We start from the raw sequence: 19,628 nt of genomic DNA on the forward strand, positions 1-19,628 counted from the left end.
ATAACACAGAAATCATGAGCACCCCTCAGACCCCTTTGCAGGAAGTCCTCACCCGCTGGTACAGCATACGCCGCGGGTTCATCCGCGAACTGAACCAGATTCCGCCCGCACGTCTGACCTTCCGCGCAACGCTTGAAGTGCGCAGCATTCTCGATCTCGTGCAGCATGTGCTTGAGTTCTCAATTATTACCGTTGAAGAGCTCGTCAGGGAGGATACCAATCTGCATCGTGCGAGCATGGCGCAGCTGGCCAACGTCTACGCGCCCAATATCGGACGCGCGGACTCCAAGGAAAAGCTCATCAACCTCCTCGTCGAGCAGTACAGGGACGCTGAAGAGCGGCTGTCCACACTCGGCGAGTTGGAGATGCTGCAGCTCGTACCCCGGCTGGACGGCGGACAGCAGACTCGCATGTCGCTGCTGCAGGAGGCTATTCAACACGAAATGTATCATCGCGGACAGATGACGGTTTACATCCGCCTGCTCGGACTGGAACCCGCACTGACCCGCGACATGCACACTGCGATGCCCGGGAGTTTCAATCCCGGCACCGTCGATTGACCGATCATCCAATATCGTTTATTTCGGAGCATACAGTACATGGCAGAATCTTATGACGTCGTCGTCGTCGGGGGTGGCCCCGGCGGATACGTTGCAGCAATCCGTGCATCCCAGTTGGGATTGAAGACCGCCTGCGTCGAAGCAAAGCATCTCGGTGGTATTTGTCTCAACTGGGGCTGCATCCCCACGAAATCCCTCCTGCGAAACGCCGAAGTGTGGGAAACCGTACAGCACGCGGAAGAATTCGGACTGAAGTTCGACAATGTCTCCTTCGACTTTGAGAAAATCATCCAGCGAAGCCGGGGTATTGCCGACCGCATGTCCAAGGGCGTTGCGTTTCTCTTCAAGAAGTACAAAGTCGAACACATCGAAGCATTCGGGAAGCTTCTCGGACCCGGCAAAGTGGGCACGTTCAACAAGGATGGCGAGAAAACCGGTGAACTCGAGGCCAAGCATGTCATTCTTGCCACCGGCGCGCGTCCGCGCAGCATCCCCGGAATCGAAATCGATCGCAAGAAAATCATTTCCTACTTCGAGGCGATGTCCCTGAAAAAACTTCCCAAACGAATGATTGTGCTGGGCGCGGGCGCCATCGGTGTGGAATTCGCATACTTCTACAGCACGCTCGGAACGGAAGTGACCATCGTAGAGATGCTTGATCACATCCTCCCCATCGAAGACGAAGAAGTCTCGAAAGAGCTTGAGCGTAATTTCCGGAAAAAGAAAATCGGGCTTAAGACGGGACACAAGGTTGAATCCATCGACACCAGCGGCAAGGGGGTCAAGGTCAAGATCTCCTCGGCAAAAGGCGAGGAAACTCTCGAAGGCGACATCGCGCTCATGGCGGTTGGTGTGCAGGGCAATGTCGAGAATATCGGACTCGAGGAACAGAGTGTGGAACTCGATCGCGGGTATATCAAGGTAGACGAGTATTATCGCACGAATCTGGAGGGTGTCTATGCGATCGGTGACGTGGTCGGTCCCCCGTGGCTCGCGCATGTCGCTTCGGCTGAAGGCATCACCTGTGTCGAAGCCATCGCGGGCAAACACCCACAGCCAATCAACTATGAAAACATTCCCGGTTGTACGTACTGCCAGCCGCAGGTTGCCAGTGTCGGATTGACTGAGAAAAAGGCAAAGGAACTCGGGTACGAAGTGAAGACAGGGAAATTCCCCTTCACGGCATCCGGCAAGGCCGTTGCAGCCGGACATCCCGAAGGCTTTGTCAAAATGATCTTTGATGCAAAGTACGGGGAGCTGCTCGGTACGCATATCATCGGTTCCGAAGCGACGGAGCTGATCGCCGAGGCTGCCCTGGGCCGCACACTCGAAACCACCGAACATGAAGTGATCAAGACCGTGCATGCCCATCCAACACTTTCGGAAGCACTGATGGAAGCCGCAGCCCAGGCTTACGGTGAATCCGTCAATTTCTGACCGAAACGAGAACACTGAATTCCCAGACAACATCACGGAGGAGTACGCCATGAATACGCCCTTTTCCTCCATTCGTCTCGTCGGAATGGTTCATCTGCTCCCGCTGCCGGGTTCTCCCGGGTATGGAGGCTCCCGCGCCGATATACGGGACCGTGCGATCAGGGACGCCGTCACGTTGCAAAACGCGGGGTTTGACGCGGTTCTCATCGAAAACTACGGCGACGCACCGTTCGCCCGTGATGACGCAGGCAAACATGTCACAGCTGACATGACCGCCTTCACTACCGCGGTCATGCAGGAGATCGATCTGCCCGTCGGCGTGCAGGTGCTGCGCAACGATGCTGCAGCAGGACTCGCCATTGCAGCCGCGACCGGCGCACGTTTCCTGCGCGTCAATGTCCATGTCGGTGCCATGCACACAGACCAGGGCATCATTGAGGGACGCGCATACGACACCCTGCGCTTCCGTCGCGAAATCGATGCGATGTCGGTGCATGTTCTTGCTGATGTCTTCGTGAAGCATGCCGCACCTATCACACCGACATCCATTCGTGACGCCGTGCGTGATACCGTGGAACGCGGACTCGCGGATGGTATTATCGTGACGGGAAGCGGCACCGGAGAAGCGGCAGACCTCGAGGAAGTACAGAGAGCCACGGAATCCACCGCCGCTCCTGTGTTTGTCGGCAGCGGTGTTCGTCACGAAACGCTGGCCGAGACTCTGGCACTTGCACATGGTGTTATCGTTGGTACCGCCATCAAGGTAGGCCGCATTACGCGCGCGCCTGTGGATCCGGAAGGCAGCAGGCAATTTGTTGACGAGGCTCGCGCACTCATGCGTTGATCTGTTCCCAACATTCCTTTCCCCGCATCTCCGCACTGCCTTGCGTGCGGAGGTGCGAGCATGTCACATCCCCCGATTCCTGAGGATCACCTCCACCTTTCTCCCCAGCCGTGGATCATCCCCCGGTGCAGTCATGAGCTGCTCCTCATTGACATCTGCCACGCTGATCCGGTAGGCATTCATTTTCTGGCGCACAAGGTATTCGAGGACGCGGTTTGCACGGCGGCGAGCCAATTGCTGGTTGTAGGTATCATCTCCGATATCATTCGCATACCCGCGCACCTCGGCAAACTGCTCCGGATGCTGGTTGAGCTGGCGTGCCACGTTGTCGAGAATCATGCGTGACTCCTCTGTCAGCTGATCACCGTCTATGGGGAAATACACTTCCGAGACAACGACCTTGAGCTTTTCGGCCTTTTCAGCGGAACCGGCGATGCTCTGCAGTTTGAGTGCCTCTGTGAAGGATTGCTGCACGTGCTCGGCAAACAGTGCATCGCGACGAGGTCCGACAGTACCGATGGGCGCGAGCTTCAGCGGCTCGCGCATGCGATTCGGACGGGTGCTCCCGCTCTCCTTTTCCCGCTCTGCAGCCGACTGCCCGGCCTCGAAGAAATTCACGACCAGCTCCTCGTCACCTTCCGCGGCGACGTCAACTGCCGTGTTCACGATGGCAGTACGCGCATCGTCTGCCCTCGCACCAAAGATGGGACGCAGATCGATGTTGAGAAATTTGCCCTGCGCCAGGCTGCTCAGTTCGTGCGTCCATTCTACCGTGGAAACGCGAACGACATAGTTTCCACGCGGGAGCAGCGCATCGCCCTGATTGCGCTGCAACAACTCATTGAGATCCAGGAATTCATCCGCCGTAAATGCATCCTTCGGACCGTCAAGGTACAGATCTGCATTGCCCTGGTAGATGGCTCTCCCGTCGCGAAGCACTTCCACATAACACTTCAGCTGCATGTCCTCATCGCCCGTCTGCCAGACTTTGAGCGTAAAGAGCGAGGGCTTGTCTTCCAGATCACGCAGCCTTCGAAGCGGTGAGACATTAAGCTGTGTGTAAATCGCGAGCGGAAGATTGCTGGCCGGTGTAGCTGTGGCGACCTCGGGGGGAGGTTCGACGGGGTTCAGCGCCAGACCCTCACCACCTCTGCCCGGTTCCGGCGCACTGCCGCGTCCAAGCGGGCCTCGCTCGTTTGATTCGTCCGGTTGAATCTCTGCACGGTTTCCCTCTCTGCTGTCATGCCGTACCCCTTCGTCTTGCTGTTTCGCTCGATTCCTGTTCGGACGTGCCGTACTGGTCGTCGTATACGCACGTGCCCGAATCGGGGGCTCGTCTCCGGCATGCAACAGGAAATTCGCACCGACAGTGAACACGGCAAGTGCATCATTCTTGTTCCCCGAACTGAGGCCGTCGAGGTGATCGGTATTTGTGAGGATGAGATCGAAGGCCAGGCTCAGGGTCAGGTCATGCGTGGCTGGATACTCGAGGGCACCTCCGAAGCCATAGATCATCGCGCCCTTGCTCATACGGAAGTCGAATCCATTCGGACCTTCGACCCGTGTATGATGAAAGAGTCCACCGAGACGCACTTTCCCCACCGGCGTCAGCTGCCAGAACTGGGGCAGCGCCCAGTCCACCCCGACCGTGGCCCCATAATACTTGCTGTCATAGGATGAAATCTGCTGCTTTCCGTACTCGGGAAACAACGCTCTTCCACTGAACTCCGCCGAGAGCGTCCCGGCATACAGCGATCCGGCCAGCGCAAACCGATCTACGAGGAAATACTCCGCACTGAACATCCCGTAGGGATGCGCGGTGTAATTCGCGTACTTGATCGTCGCTTCCTCTCCACCGACGTTGACGCCGGCAATGAGACCGAGACGAACGGCATTTTTCGTATACAGGCGTGGATTCTGCGCCTGAAGCGTTGCGACGCTGAGAGCGAGCGTCAGGCAGGTCATCAACAGAAACTTCATGCGATATCAGGCAATCTGCGGTATCAGGCAATACTATAACGGACCCGCAAATGCGGGTCCGTTATAGTATTCAAAAATTTGCACATGCGAAAGCACTAGCGAACAACCACCATGCTCTTTGCCGTGGTACGGCCACTGGCATTCAGCACATAACGATAGCTGCCACTGGCGACCGGACGTCCACTATTGTCACGGCCATCCCAGCTGATCTGATGCTGACCGGCATCGTAGCGTCCCGCAACAAGCGTACGCACAAGCGCACCCTTGCTGTCATAGATACGCAGTTCCACTTCCTGCTGACCGCCGAGTTCGAAAGCGATGCTGGTAGTGGCGTGGTTGCCCAGCGAGAAGGGATTTGGATAGTTCTGATCGAGCTGCATGGCGACCGGTGCTGCGGGATTGCCACCCACGGAAACCGGCGGCTGCTCTTCAACCACGTGAATCATGTTGATATCCACGTCATTGAGCGTGAGCTTCTTGCCGTCAGGCCAGCGCACCATGACGGAATCGACAGACGTGGCTTCTCCGATACCCACGTGCTGCACGTACGGCTCCTGCGAGCCGGCGCCCTTTCCTGCCGTAACCCAGCGCGTGTAGGTCGTGCCACCAACGATGACATCGATCTTGGCGCCGATAGCATAGGAATTGGAGTTTATGCTGCGGAGGTCGAACGCGACCCAGTTGCCCGCTGCCGCCATATCGTTGCGGTAGAGGCGGAGGCCCGTTTCCGTTGCGATGGCAACATCGAGATCGCCGTCGTTGTCATAATCCGCCCATGCAACACCGAGGCTGTTAACGGCATCGATTCCGGCGGAGTAGCTGACATTGGTGAAACTCTGATCCGCATTCTGCTTGTACAGCGTGGCATTGAAGCAATTTTCACCTGAGGTGACCAGCACATCGAGAAGACCGTCATTGTCGAAATCGCCCCAGGCAACGTCGCCGTCATAGAGATGGAAATTGAGCTTGCTGGTCGTATTCGGAACCTGGGAGTACTGGGCGTTCGGGGGACCCGAATTCGTCCACACCGCAGTCATGTCTCCCGCAGCGAGGCGGAACTTCTCAAGCGCTTCGCCTATGAAGAGATCGGGATCGCCGTCATTGTCGTAATCTGCGAAATCGCAGCCTCGGCTGTTACCGAAAAAGCCGACCAGATTCGGGTCCGTTTTCACGACACCCTGCAGGCCGTGCAGTGAGGAGACTTCACGTAAGAAGCCTGTCCCCTGGTTTTCAAACAGGTAGTTCGGCTGCAGACGGTTGTTGCAGGCGTAGAGATCGAGATCCCCGTCACCATCGACATCAACCCAGTTTGCACCGGTGATGGGACGATATCCCGACACGGTCTCCTGCTGGTTGTAAGGATTGCGTCCATACTGTCCGGCACGATACCCACCGAGCACGCTGCTCTTCACATCACGGAATTTTCCGGTCTGCGTATTGCCGTAGAAAAAGGCTTCCCACGCGGCACCAGGCACCAGTGCGGAATCGCTGGGGTTCTGCGGATTCTGCTTGTATATGTATTCGCCGTTCGCGACGAAGAGATCAGGGTACGAGTCGAAGTCGTAATCCGCGAAACTCATGGCCGTCGTGTTGCGGCTGATTCCCATGCCGGTTTCCCCGCCGGTCACTTTACGGAAACTGCCATCCTCGTTGAAGTAGAGGATGTTTTCGGGCTGACAGACGATATCGAGATCACCGTCATTGTCAATATCGACAAACATGTTCACGTCGCTGCCGCCGTCGTAACCTGCACCGGCGCCGACATCCGTGAAGCTTCCGTTGCCATCGTTGCGGTACAGGTGGGAACCGTAGATCAAATCCTGGTTTCCATCGCTGTTATAGTCGCCCCAGCTGACGCGCATGCCTTCAGGCATGGCATTCACACCGGCAAGCAGTGTGGCGTTGCTGAACATGGTCTGCGGTAGATCGAGGTACTCGACCTTGGTGCCGATATACCAGTTATTCATCGCCATCCCACCGGAGAGAGCATAGCCGTAAGGAATGGTTGGCGGATTTGCAGGGATCCAGAATGAACTGGTGTACAACGTATCGCCTTCGCTCGTCGCGCAATCAGGAATCTGCGTGTAGCGGTCCATGCGCACTTTCATATTGTCTCCGAGCATCTGCACACCAACGAAGAAATTCGTGGGACGCACGAAGGTCAGCTTCGGCTCGGGCAGCGCAAAGCGCACAAGTGTATTGGTCTCAACCGGTATCCAGGCCTTGAAGGTCACGATGGGCTGAAGAAGCAGCGGAAACGCGCCGCCACCTTCGCTGCCGAAGAGGTACACGTTGACGGAGTCACCGGCAGTGGCACCCTGCGCCGGGGAGAACCACACGTTGATTTCATGCAGCTTTGCCGCACGCTCGAGCTGAAAACGTGCAACAGACATTGAGCCTGAAGGGAGGTTGAGTACGAAATAATTCTGTTCAGGCTGATAATGGAACAGGTCGATGATCTGCTGCGCGCGAGCACCACCTGTCATTACCGCGAACAGCAGGGCAATCAGGAACACTTTCTTCATGAGAACCTCGTTTGATGAGAACGAATGTACTGTAAAATGAAATGCTAGTCTGAAATCATCCTTCGAATGGGAGATGGATTTCCCGCAGGATGCGATCCGCCTGCTGCGCATCCGCATCCGCGAGTTCAAGCATGCGCTCGATGGGACGCAATGCGCGCGTCCTCAACTCCTCATCGATGTGAATTTCCGGGCTCCGCTGCTTCATGCAGCGATGCAGCTTCTCCAGTGTGTTGACTTTCATATAGTCGCAAACATTGCAGGCACAGCCATTATCGGGCGGCGCGGCAATAAACTCCTTTTCCGGAGCGGCTTTCTGCATTTGATGCAGTATACCGGATTCCGTGGCCACAATGAAACGGGTTGCTGCGCTCTCCTGCACATATTTCAACAGGGCGCCGGTGGAACCAATGAAATCCGCAAGCCGCAGCACCACCCCTTCACATTCCGGATGCGCGATCACCTCCGCGTCCGGCGCTTCCTCACGCAGGGCAGCGATGCGTTCCTCGCTGAACTGCTCATGCACCGTACACACGCCCTGCCAGAGAAGCATGTTGCGCCCGGTTTTCTCGCGCATATAGTTCCCGAGATTCTTGTCGGGGGAAAAGAGCACGGGAAGCTCGGGTGGAAGCTTTTCGAGAATGCGTTCCGCACTGCTGGAGGTGCAAATGACGTCGCTCAGCGCTTTCACCTCAGCCGTGCAGTTGATATATGTCACGGCGAGATATTCCGGATGCTGCTGGCGAAATCGCCGGAACAGGTGCGCCGGTGCACTTTCCGCCAGCGAACAGCCCGCGTTCATGTCTGGCAGCAATACAGTCTTATCGGGATTCAGAATCTTTGCGGTTTCCGCCATGAAATGCACACCGGCAAAGACGATAACATCTGCCTTCACCTCGCGCGCGCGGCGGGAGAGCTCGAAGCTGTCGCCACGGATATCTGCGATATCCTGTATGATGGAATCCTGGTAATAGTGCGCCAGGATCACCGCATTCATCTCCTCCTTCATGCGCAGGATATCCTGCACCATCTCCACCGTACTGTGTTTCTTTGCTTCCGTTGCGATCACGGTTTTCCTTCCGGTGCGCTTATTCGACGGTCACACTCTTGGCGAGATTGCGGGGCTGATCCACGTTGCAGCCGCGTTTGACGGCAATATAATACGCAAGGAGCTGCAGCGGGATACTCGTGAGCATGGGGGAAAGAAAATCCAGCGTCCGCGGGATACAGATCACATGGTCCGCCATACCGTCGATGACATCGTCTTCATGATTGACAATGGAAATCACCTGCCCCTTCCGGGCCTTCACTTCCTGGATATTGCTGATGACCTTTTCGTGGATACGGTCCTGCGGTGCGATAAAGACGACGGGCATATTCTCATCGATAAGCGCGATGGGACCATGCTTCATCTCCGCTGCGGGATAGCCTTCCGCATGGATGTAGGATATTTCCTTGAGCTTCAGTGCGCCTTCAAGAGCGGCGGGGAAATTATATCCACGACCGAGATACAATGCATTCGTCGACTCGTAGTAGCGTTCAGCCAGCTGCTTGATCGGCTCGGTGTCGCTGAGAATCTGTTCGACCTTGGAGGGAATATTCAGCAGTTCCTGGGCGAACTCCTTTCCTTCCTCAAAACTGATGAACCCCCGGTTGCGTCCGAGCATGAGCGTCAGCAGCGAGAGGGCGACAAGCTGCGCGGTAAAAGCCTTGGTGGAAGCAACACCGATCTCGGGACCGGCATGAATGTAAACCCCGGCATGCGTTTCACGCGCTATCGTACTCCCGACAACATTACAGATGCCGATGACCGTCGCACCGCGCAGTTTGGCCTCACGCAGCGCCGCAAGCGTATCAGCTGTTTCACCACTCTGACTGATCGCAATAACGACATCATTTTCGTTGATGATCGGGTCGCGGTAGCGGAATTCGGATGCGTATTCAACCTCGACCGGAATGCGCGCATAATGCTCAAGCATGTACTCACCGACGAGACCGGCATGCCATGACGTTCCGCAGGCGGTAATGATGATGCGCTGTGCGTTGTTGAGCACGGGCAGAACTTCGCGGAGGCCTCCGAGTTTTGCCGTTCCCTTTTCCAGGAGGAGACGTCCGCGCATGGAATCCATGATGGTCTGCGCCTGCTCATGAATCTCCTTGAGCATGAAATGCTCGAAACCGCCCTTTTCGATCTGCTCGATATCATAGGTGATTTCTTCGATCTCGTGCTCAACCACTTCGTCACCCAGCGTCTTGACCTCATAGCCCTCACGCGTAAGCGTGGCGACGTCGTCATCCTCGAGAAAAATGACCTGACGGGTATGTCCCACGATCGCCGACGCATCCGAGGCGATGAAGTATTCACCGTCGTTGATGCCGAGGACGAGGGGGCTTCCCCTGCGGGCTGCGATCAGCTTATCCGGTTCACGGCTGGAAATGACAACGATGCCGAACGTGCCGTCAATCTCATTGAGCGCGAGGCGTACGGCCTGCTCCAGATCGCTGGTGATATCGTAGAACGCCGATATCAGCTGCACAAGGGCTTCGGTATCCGTGTCCGTTTCGAATTCTACTCCGTCACGACGCAACCGCTGCCGAATAGCGGCGTGGTTTTCGATGATACCGTTGTGTACCAGTGCGATTTGTCCTGTATGATCGATATGCGGATGGGCGTTGATATCGTTCGGCACACCATGTGTCGCCCAGCGCGTATGTCCAATACCGATCGTGGAAGAAAGCGGGTGCAGTTCAACCAGGTTTTCGAGGTCTGTCACCTTGCCTGCGCGTTTAAGGATGTCGACTCGTCCGTTGCTCAAAACCGCGAGTCCGGCGGAATCATACCCGCGGTACTCCATGCGTTTGAGTCCGTCAACAACGATTGGCGCCACTTCCTGTGATCCGATATACCCGAGAATCCCACACATAGATTTTCTGTCTCTGCTGTTACGAAATGGCAGGCATGCAACGGGAAATGCCCAGCTGCAAATGCCATGATGCGAAGCACAAAACATAGTATTTGACCACCTGAATAACAAGGTAGTGCCTTTCCCCCGCCAAGGGCTGCAGCCCTGTGCAAACCTCCCTCCGCGTAAGCAATTCCGCCGAGCAACGGGGAAGCACGTATTCGAGAAGGCGCATTCCAAGAAGCGCGCCCTCCCGCATTTTTGTCTCTTCCCTCGCCAGTCACTCAGACCGGCAGTCCACTGTATCAAATATGCAGATTCTGCATAATTCTTCAGTGCTCTCTGGACCAATCGCCGCAGAACAGTCGAATGGATCCAATATGCAGATTCTGCATAATTCCTCCACTCCACAAAGTTGTTGCTTTTATTCTCATGTGAATAAAAAGCACTATTTTTTTCGACAGGCGTGGTGGGGGCATGGGGCAAACTCTTCTAAGTAATTAATAATAAACGAATAACGGGAATTAAAGCTTCGTGGGACAGACCTGATTTCCCCTTGACTTTGGACTTCGTAGTTCATATTCTATCTAAACAACAACCGGATCTGAACACTTTTTCCCCTACTCTGGATAAAGTGTGAATAAATAGCACAGCAATGTAGTATGCATAATTCTTCAGTTCTATCAACCAGCATGAGGCAACAACCATGACGCATCGCTTCACGATGTTTAATAGTGGGCGGCTGAACAGCCGGATCCCTCTTATCACAGCAGCTCTGCTGCTTGCGTTTTTGCTCTTTCCTCAGGGATCGCAGCAGGCGCTTGCACAGGGCAGCATGACACTGAGCACCAACCTTCACGGAACAAACGGTCAGGCCGGTATTTCCTTCGAGGTCACCGCTCTGAAGTCTGTCCGTCTTTATCGTCTCTGGACAACGCCGTATTCCGGCTCCAACACCTGCACCATTTATGGAAACCCTGCGGGACTCAAGGATGCCAGCGGCAATCCCAGGACAACGGGATGGACACAGCTCGGCCAGGCCACGGTTACCGGGCAGGGTTACGGCACCTACGTTGAAATTCCCGTTGACCTTGATCTGCTGCTCGGACCGAATGACAAGTACGGCTTCGTCATCATGTGCAGTGGAAACGTCAACTATAATACAGGGCAGTCTCCTTACATTTTTTCCGACAGCTATCTTTCGATTGACACGCAGTGCTGGGGCATGACCGGACCGACGAGCTTCGGTTTCTATCCCCGCCAGTTCAATGGGAAGATCACCTACGATGAAGGGATTACCGGACCGAATGATGCCGGTATCGCTTCTATCGATTCCCCGGTGAACTTCTGCGCCGGGAACAAGGACGTCAAGGTATCGCTGCACAACTTCGGCACCAACCAGCTCACTTCCGCGACCATCAACTGGGAGCTGAACGGCGTAGCGCAGAGCCCGTACAACTGGACGGGACTTCTTGATACGACGAATGCCACCACGCGCGAGACACAGATCACGCTCGCGAACATGAACTTCCAGTCGGGCGTCCCTTACACCATCACTGCATGGACTACCATGCCCAATGGTGTGCAGGACACGATCAACAATAATGACAGCAGCAGTGTCGTTACGCAGGCAGCAATCGCCGGCACCTTCACCATTGGCGGTGCGAGTCCGGATTACGCCGATTTCGCATCGGCAGTCGCCGACCTGAACCAGTTTGGCCTCTGCGGTCCTGTCGTTTTCAACGTGCGTCCCGGCACATACAACGAACAGATCGAACTCGACGCCATCAACGGCGCCTCGTCGGTGAACACCATCACCTTCCAGTCAGAAACCGGGAACAAGGCCGATGTGGATCTCACGTTCTCGGCAACAAGTAGCAGCAGCAACTGGGTCGTGAATATCGGTCTCGCAGAGTGGGTGACATTCAAGGACATGACCATCACAGCGACCGGCAGCTCGTATGCACGCGTCGTCTACTTCAGTGGTGGCGGCACGGACAACACCTTTGACAATTGTGAACTGGTCGGACGCAACTCGAATTCCACGTCCACTTACCTGGCAGTCGTGTACTCCGAAAGCGGCACCATGAATCACCGCACGACCTTCAAGGACTGCGGCATTCGTGAGGGTTCCTATGGAATGTACCTTTACGGTGGTGGTACCACCTCGACCGAAGACAACAACGTCTTCCTCCGCAACGAGTTTACCGGGCAGTATTACTCCCCGATCCGGACGTACTATCTCGGCAGCATGAGTTTTCTGGAAAACAAGATTTATCTGACGGACCCGGCATATTCATATCGCTATCCTGCGTCCTTCTATTATGGACAGGATAACAGTATTGAGCGAAACGTGTTCTTCTCCGATGGTGGCAGCTATGGATACGGTGTCTACCTCTATTACCAGAACTACTACCAATCCGGTTCAACTCGCTTTGTTAACAATATGGTTTCCATACTCAACACAGCGACGCGGACGTATTACGGCGTGTACCAGTACCGCTCGTATAACACGCTGGTAGCGCACAACACCGTCACCATAAACACGAACTACTCGAGCAGTTACGCGTACTATTCTTATTACCCGCAGGGTTGCGAGTTTTACAACAACATGTTCTACCACACCGGTGCAGGATATGCGTGGTATGTGAACGGCAACGGATACATCAACAACTCCGATTACAACCTGCTCTATACGAATGGAAACAACCTCGCATACTGGGCCGGTACGCGGAGCACGCTGAGTGCATTGCAGTCCTACTCAGGTATGGATGCGAACACCATCTCCAAATCCGTCACCTTTGCCGATCCGGCAACCGGCGATCTGCATCTGGCGAGTCCCTCCGACGACGACACGGATCTCTTCGGTACCCTGCTCGCTTCGGTGACGCAGGATATCGACGGCGAGTCTCGCGTCAACCCCTACCGCGGTGCCGACGAAGCCTGCTACGTTGCACCGGGTAGTCTGAATTACAGCTTTGTTGACGGACAGGGACTGCCCGCAGCCTATGCAGAGGCTCCTGGTTCTGTCGGTGTCGAGTATTCGGTGACCTTCCCCGAGTTCGCCTCCACGGTTACCTTCACCGTGCAGTTCTTCGACGTGACCACCAACACCCTTGCATGGCAGACCAGCTTCCAGGCCGCCAAGGCATACAACATGCCGCTGAGCGGCGTGCAGTATATCAACCTCCCGCAGTCACTGCAGGCGGGCACGTACAAGATCGAAGTCATTTTCAACACGAAGAACAGCTGCGACGTGTACCGCGATTACATGCCGTATCCTGTCGCTCTGCTCGTCGTGGGTGAAGGACAGAAGCCCTGCGTCGTGTGGCCGGGTGACGTCAACAATGACGGCATCGTCAACTACACTGACCGCCGCGAGCTCAATCTCTATATCTACAACGCCAACCTGCGTTCGACCTGGCTGAGCGGTCCCGCCCGTTACCAGGCCGATGCCGAGACCAATCCGTTCACCTACATCGAGTGGAAGCCGCAGGCAGCCGCCCCGTGGTACACCCCCGAAGGTTGCTACATGGATACCGACGGTAACGGCGTTGTCAACAACATGGACTACATCGCCATGAAGCTGAACTGGGCACAGACGACTCCGTACTACGGTGGCACGCCGAAGTCCGGCACGCCGGCCGCGGCCAGCTTCGCGATGGATCAGAACTACCCGAACCCCTTCAATCCGACCACGATGATCAAGTTCTCGGTTCCCGAACAGTCGCATGTGCGCCTGGTGGTGACCGACGCGCTTGGACGTCAGGTTGCGGAACTGGTCAACGGCAACGTCGACCAGGGTCTGCATGAAGTGCAGTTCGACGCTTCGCAGCTTTCGAGCGGGACGTACATCGCAACCGTGAGCATGACCGGTGCCGAATCGGGCATGAGCTTCACGAAGAATATCAAGATGGTGCTCAGCAAATAGCACATCCTGATAGCCTCATGGAAACAAAAGGCCCCTCCTTTCGGAGGGGTTTTTTGTTTATGTCAACATGGAAATACTGAAGAATGGAAGCATACACCGCGACGCCATATTTCGATTTTTCCATGCTTCCATGCTTCGATCAGCAACAGGACTGTAAGGTGTACTCGTGGAGATAACTGCGGGATAAATGTGACTTTTTTTCACTGATACTAATTCTCCCGCATTTTTTTGAAAAATTCCGTACTCGCCAGCGCAGGGGGAAGTCGCCGTCTAAGTTCTTTCAATACATTTGTTTGCGGAGTGCATTTTCGGAGTACCGCATTGCATTCCCCTTGCTTTTTAATCTTTGCCTCTCTAATTTTTAGGGTACAGTGTCCCCGAGGAAGTCAAATTTCCAATTCCGCGAGTCACTGTGAATAAAAGCAACGCACCCCGCTGCAATTATTCCAACCGATTCATCACCTGAAGGAAAGAGTAACATCCACCAATCATAAACCTGTTTTTCCCAAAATTTCCATGAGGTATTCGATGAGAAATTCGACACAGAGATCTCGTCAGGGCTTGACGTACAGCCTGGCGGGTGTTGTTCTCGCACTGCTTCTGCTTTCAGGAAGCACTCTTGAAGCACAGACCATGATCCCGCTGCCGAACTATGGCAACACGTATACGGCCTCCCAGGTCCGTGGGTTCTGGTTTACTGCTCCTACTGATTTCGTGATCGTTGGCGTCCGCGTTCCGACTGATGTCGGCACCACGCCGCAGAGTGTGCAGATCATCAAGTTTGCCAACACTCCTCCCGCATATCCGACCACAGCGACTGGCACGACGCTTGGTCTCTGGACCAATGTGACAGGTACGAACATTATCTCCTGTTATGTTGAGATCAACGCCGGAGATATTATCGCCGTTTTCGGCGCACGCAGTGGCGGTGGCACAACGAATTACAATTCCTATGCAACACCTTCCGGTCCCTTCTCCTCCTCGATTCTCGGACAGCCCTGCACGCTGACGCGTATGGTGTGGCAGTCCGGTAGCTGGCCCATCGGCGCCGTATCGCAGGAGACCGGCGGTCCGGTGGCCCGAACGGAAGTCTATTACATTCCTCCTATCACCGGTCCGAACGACGCAGGTATCTACTCAATTGATTCCCCGTCGAGTTTCTGCGCCGGCAACGAAGACGTCACCGTGACGCTTCGCAACTACGGCACCAACCCCCTGACTTCGGCCACGATCAACTGGACAATCAATGGTGTGCCGCAAACCCCTTATAGCTGGACCGGCAATCTTGACACGCTGAACATCACCACGCGTTCGACGCAGGTGACGCTCGCGAACATGAACTTCCAGAACGGTACCCCTTATACGATTGCCGCATGGCCGACAATGCCCAACGGCGTACAGGACACCGTCTCGCGGAATGACTCCGCCATCGTCACAGTGCAGGCTGCGATTTCAGGAACGTTCACGATCGGTGGCGCATCCCCCGACTATCCGGATTTTTCCACTGCCGTGAACGATTTGAATCAGTTCGGCGTGTGCGGACCGGTGACATTCAACGTGCGTCCCGGCACCTACAACGAACAGATCGAACTTGATCAGATCGACGGTGCATCCTCAACAAATACCATCACCTTCCAGTCCGAGACCGGAAACAAAAACGACGTCAACCTGACCTACCAGGCCTCCAGTACTTCTGACAACTGGGTTGTCAGCATTGGTCAGGCCGAGTGGGTCACGTTCAAGGACATGACCATGACGGCGACCAATACTTCCTACGGTCGCGTGGTATTCTTCAGCGGCTCAGGAACGGACAACAGCTTCATAAACTGCGAACTTATCGCCCCGGACGTCAACTCCACATCCACTTACGTGGCACCTGTGTATTCCAACACCGGTACGTTGAACCATCGCACCTCGTTCATCGATTGCGGTATCCGTGAGGGAGGATATGGAATGTACATGTATGGTAGCGGCAGCACTTCAACCGAAGATGATGTCCTGATCCAGGGCTGTGAGTTCACCGGCCAGTACTACCGTCCCTACTACGGGTATTACCTCGGCAAGATCAGGTTCCTCGACAACACCGTCATTCAGGAAGCAAACAACGTCTACACGTATCGCTATCCCGTTTCGTTCTACTACGGATATGATTCCCAGGTCGAGCGCAACAAGGTCTATTCCACCGGTGGATCGTATGCATACGGTGTGTATTTCTATTATGAGAACTACTACCAGTCCGGCAACTCCCGCTTTGTCAACAACATGATCACCATCCGCGATAACAACCAGGTGTACTACTGTACATACGCCTATCGCATGTACAACACCCTATTCGCACACAACACCTACTACAGCAACACCCCGTACAGTAGCAGTCGTCTGGTTTATGCTCCCTATGCACAGGGATCTGATATCATCAACAACATCCTGTATCAGGATGGAGCCGGCATGTGCTGGTATGAAGTCGGCAACGGATACGTCAATTCGATGGATTACAATCTGTTCCACACCAACGGCAACGTGCTGGCATACTGGGGCGGCAACCGTGCGGATCTCGCCGCACTGCAGGCCGCGACCGGCATGAACGCAAATTCCATCGACAAGGGCGTCTCCTTCAACGACGTTTTAACGGGCGACCTGCACCTTGCGAGTCCTTCTGACGACGACACCGATCTCTTCGGTACCCTGCTCGCTTCCGTGACGCAGGACATCGACGGTGAAACCCGCGTCAATCCCTACCGTGGCGCCGACGAAGCCTGCTATGTCGCACCCGGCAGCCTCAACTATCAGTTCGTCGATGGCAACGGCTTCCCCGCCGCCTACGCCGAAGCACCCGGCACCGTCGGTGTCGAATACTCGGTCACCTTCCCCGAGTTTGCTTCCACGGTCACCTTCACCGTGCAGTTCTTCGACGTGACCACCAACACCCTCGCATGGCAGACCAGCTTCCAGGCAGCCAAGGCATACAACATGCCGCTGAGCGGCGTGCAGTACATCACCCTCCCGCAGTCGCTGCAGGCAGGCACCTACAAGGTCGAAGTCATTTTCAACACGAAGAACAGCTGCGACGTGTACCGCGATTACATGCCGTATCCTGTCGCTCTGCTCGTCGTGGGTGAAGGACAGAAGCCCTGCGTCGTGTGGCCGGGTGACGTCAACAATGACGGCATCGTCAACTACACTGACCGCCGCGAGCTCAATCTCTATATCTACAACGCCAACCTGCGTTCGACCTGGCTGAGCGGTCCCGCCCGTTACCAGGCCGATGCCGAGACCAATCCGTTCACCTACATCGAGTGGAAGCCGCAGGCAGCCGCCCCGTGGTACACCCCCGAAGGTTGCTACATGGATACCGACGGTAACGGCGTTGTCAACAACATGGACTACATCGCCATGAAGCTGAACTGGGCACAGACGACTCCGTACTACGGTGGCACGCCGAAGTCCGGCACGCCGGCCGCGGCCAGCTTCGCGATGGATCAGAACTACCCGAACCCCTTCAATCCGACCACGATGATCAAGTTCTCGGTTCCCGAACAGTCGCATGTGCGCCTGGTGGTGACCGACGCGCTTGGACGTCAGGTTGCGGAACTGGTCAACGGCAACGTCGACCAGGGTCTGCATGAAGTGCAGTTCGACGCTTCGCAGCTTTCGAGCGGGACGTACATCGCAACCGTGAGCATGACCGGTGCCGAATCGGGCATGAGCTTCACGAAGACCATCAAGATGGCCCTGAGCAAATAAGCTCCCGCGCTGTCTCCTGACTTACCGTAAAGGCCCCGGGCATTCAATTGCCCGGGGCCTTTGCCGTTGATAAAAAGATGGAACGATGGAAAAATGGAATCATGCGCCCCGATGCCATATTTCCATTTTTCCATCATTCCATCTTTCCATACTCAGCCCATTCCGCCAGACTTTGACGATCAGGGATTGCTTCCGGGCATCCAGCAAGCATCCCGGGACACACAACGGGAAGCAATCCCCGCTCCTGCCCGGTTTGCCATCTGAAATCTGCAATTTGCGATTTGTAATCTGCGATCTGCTACCTGCTCTATCCGCTCATGTGAGGGATATTCACAGTTGTTGACTTTTCCAGCAATTTCCCCTATTATTGGTTGGATTCGAGGACTTCACAAACCATGAACTTCGAATTGCAGTCGTACCGAGTGCAATTTCACTGCCCCTTCTAGAGGCATGTGAATAAAATACACGTGTTGGGCCACAGGTCCGATGCACATACAAATGATTCCTTTTTTCCTTCAACTCATCCATGAGGTTACAGCATGAATCATTCCACCGTTTCCAGGCGGTTGCTCTGGGGTATCACCCTGTGCGCATTCGCCTTCCTTTTTGCCTTTGGCATGGGTAGTCCTGCAGCAATGGCGCAGGGCTCGATGTCACTGAGCACCAACCTGCACGGAACGAACGGCCAGGCAGGTATTTCCTTTGAAGTCACGGCGCTCAAGTCGGTGCGACTCTATCGCATCTGGACGACTCCGTATTCCGGCTCCAACACCTGCACCATTTATGGAAACGCAGGTGGACTTAAGGACGCCAGCGGTAATTACCGCACCACTGGCTGGGTCCAGATGGGGCAGGCAACCGTCACTGGACAGGGTGCTGCGACCTATGTGGAAATCCCTGTCGATCTCGATCTCCTTCTCAACCCAAACGACAAGTACGGTTTCATCGTGATGTGCAGCGGGAGTGTCAACTACAACACCGGTGTCACCCCGTATGTTTTCTCGGACAGCTACCTCTCCATCGACACCGAGTGCTGGGGCATGAGCTCCCTGACGAATTTCGGTTTCTTCCCGCGTCAGTTCAATGGAAAGATCACGTATGACGAGGGAATCGTCGGTCCGAACGACGCCGGTATCTCCGCGATTCTTTCCCCGATCAACTTCTGTGCCGGCAACGAGGACGTTACCGTTCAGTTGCACAATTTCGGTACCAATCAGCTGACCGCCGCCACGATCAACTGGGAATTGAACGGCGTGGCACAGACCCCGTATAGCTGGACTGGGCTTCTCGACACCACGACAAGCGCGGCGCGTGAAACGCAGATCACACTCACGAACATGAACTTTCAGGCTGGCATCCCCTACACCATCAAGGCCTGGACCACCATGCCCAATGGCGTGCAGGATACCATCAACAACAATGACACCAGCAGTGTCGTAACCCAGGCAGCAGTTGCCGGGACATTCACCATCGGTGGTGCATCTCCTGATTTCGCGACATTCAACGACGCAGCAAATGCCCTCACAGCATTTGGTCTCTGCGGTCCCGTGGTCTTCAACGTACGCCCCGGCACCTACAACGAACAGATCGAGCTTGATCAGATTCCCGGTGCCTCTTCGGTGAACACTGTGACCTTCCAGTCCGAGACCGGAAACAAGAACGATGTCAACCTGACCTACCAGGCCTCAAGCACCGCCGACAACTGGG

Annotated in this window: 10 protein-coding genes; 6 read left to right on the forward strand and 4 right to left on the reverse strand. The window is 55.3% G+C overall.

The window, feature by feature from the left end; all coding sequences use genetic code 11:
• Positions 1-14: 14 nt before the first annotated feature.
• From KQI65_11230 to KQI65_11240, 3 genes are read left to right on the forward strand one after another with little or no spacing between them, the layout of a single operon-like run.
• Complete coding sequence (locus KQI65_11230) at positions 15-560, forward strand: DinB family protein (GenBank protein MCB2205313.1); 546 nt, start codon at positions 15-17, stop codon at positions 558-560.
• Positions 561-599: 39 nt separating this feature from the next.
• Complete coding sequence (gene lpdA / locus KQI65_11235; GenBank protein MCB2205314.1) at positions 600-1,997, forward strand: dihydrolipoyl dehydrogenase; 1,398 nt, start codon at positions 600-602, stop codon at positions 1,995-1,997.
• 49 nt (positions 1,998-2,046) lie between these two features.
• Entirely contained in the window at positions 2,047-2,841 is a 795-nt protein-coding gene (locus KQI65_11240; GenBank protein MCB2205315.1) for a BtpA/SgcQ family protein, read from the forward strand.
• A gap of 63 nt (positions 2,842-2,904) precedes the next feature.
• On the opposite strand, the gene KQI65_11245 is transcribed toward KQI65_11240, so the two are convergent.
• The 4 genes from KQI65_11245 to glmS all read right to left on the reverse strand — a co-directional run bounded on the left by KQI65_11245 (position 2,905) and on the right by glmS (position 10,267).
• Entirely contained in the window at positions 2,905-4,821 is a 1,917-nt protein-coding gene (locus KQI65_11245) for an OmpA family protein (GenBank protein MCB2205316.1), read from the reverse strand.
• Between the two features lie 95 nt (positions 4,822-4,916).
• Entirely contained in the window at positions 4,917-7,346 is a 2,430-nt protein-coding gene (locus tag KQI65_11250) for a VCBS repeat-containing protein (GenBank protein MCB2205317.1), read from the reverse strand.
• 55 nt (positions 7,347-7,401) lie between these two features.
• The gene (gene nadA / locus KQI65_11255; GenBank protein ID MCB2205318.1) at positions 7,402-8,373 is read right to left on the reverse strand and encodes a quinolinate synthase NadA; all 972 of its coding nucleotides are present in this window, start codon (positions 8,371-8,373) and stop codon (positions 7,402-7,404) included.
• A gap of 58 nt (positions 8,374-8,431) precedes the next feature.
• Positions 8,432-10,267: a glutamine--fructose-6-phosphate transaminase (isomerizing) gene (gene glmS / locus KQI65_11260; protein ID MCB2205319.1), complete on the reverse strand. Its 1,836-nt coding sequence runs from the start codon at positions 10,265-10,267 to the stop codon at positions 8,432-8,434.
• A 685-nt stretch (positions 10,268-10,952) separates the two neighbouring features.
• Between glmS and KQI65_11265 the strand changes: the two genes are divergently transcribed.
• From KQI65_11265 to KQI65_11275, 3 genes are all read left to right on the forward strand, one after another.
• Positions 10,953-14,177, forward strand: coding sequence for a T9SS type A sorting domain-containing protein (locus tag KQI65_11265; protein ID MCB2205320.1), 3,225 nt, complete (start codon positions 10,953-10,955; stop codon positions 14,175-14,177).
• 528 nt (positions 14,178-14,705) lie between these two features.
• On the forward strand, positions 14,706-17,921 hold the full coding sequence (locus KQI65_11270) for a T9SS type A sorting domain-containing protein (protein MCB2205321.1): 3,216 nt from the start codon (positions 14,706-14,708) through the stop codon (positions 17,919-17,921).
• Between the two features lie 539 nt (positions 17,922-18,460).
• Positions 18,461-19,628 (forward strand): hypothetical protein (locus tag KQI65_11275; protein ID MCB2205322.1); only part of this gene is annotated, 1,168 nt, incomplete at its 3' end.

It is taken from the genome of bacterium, from assembly GCA_020444325.1.
In the GTDB taxonomy this organism is placed as follows: Bacteria; Bacteroidota; Ignavibacteria; order SZUA-365; family SZUA-365; genus BM516.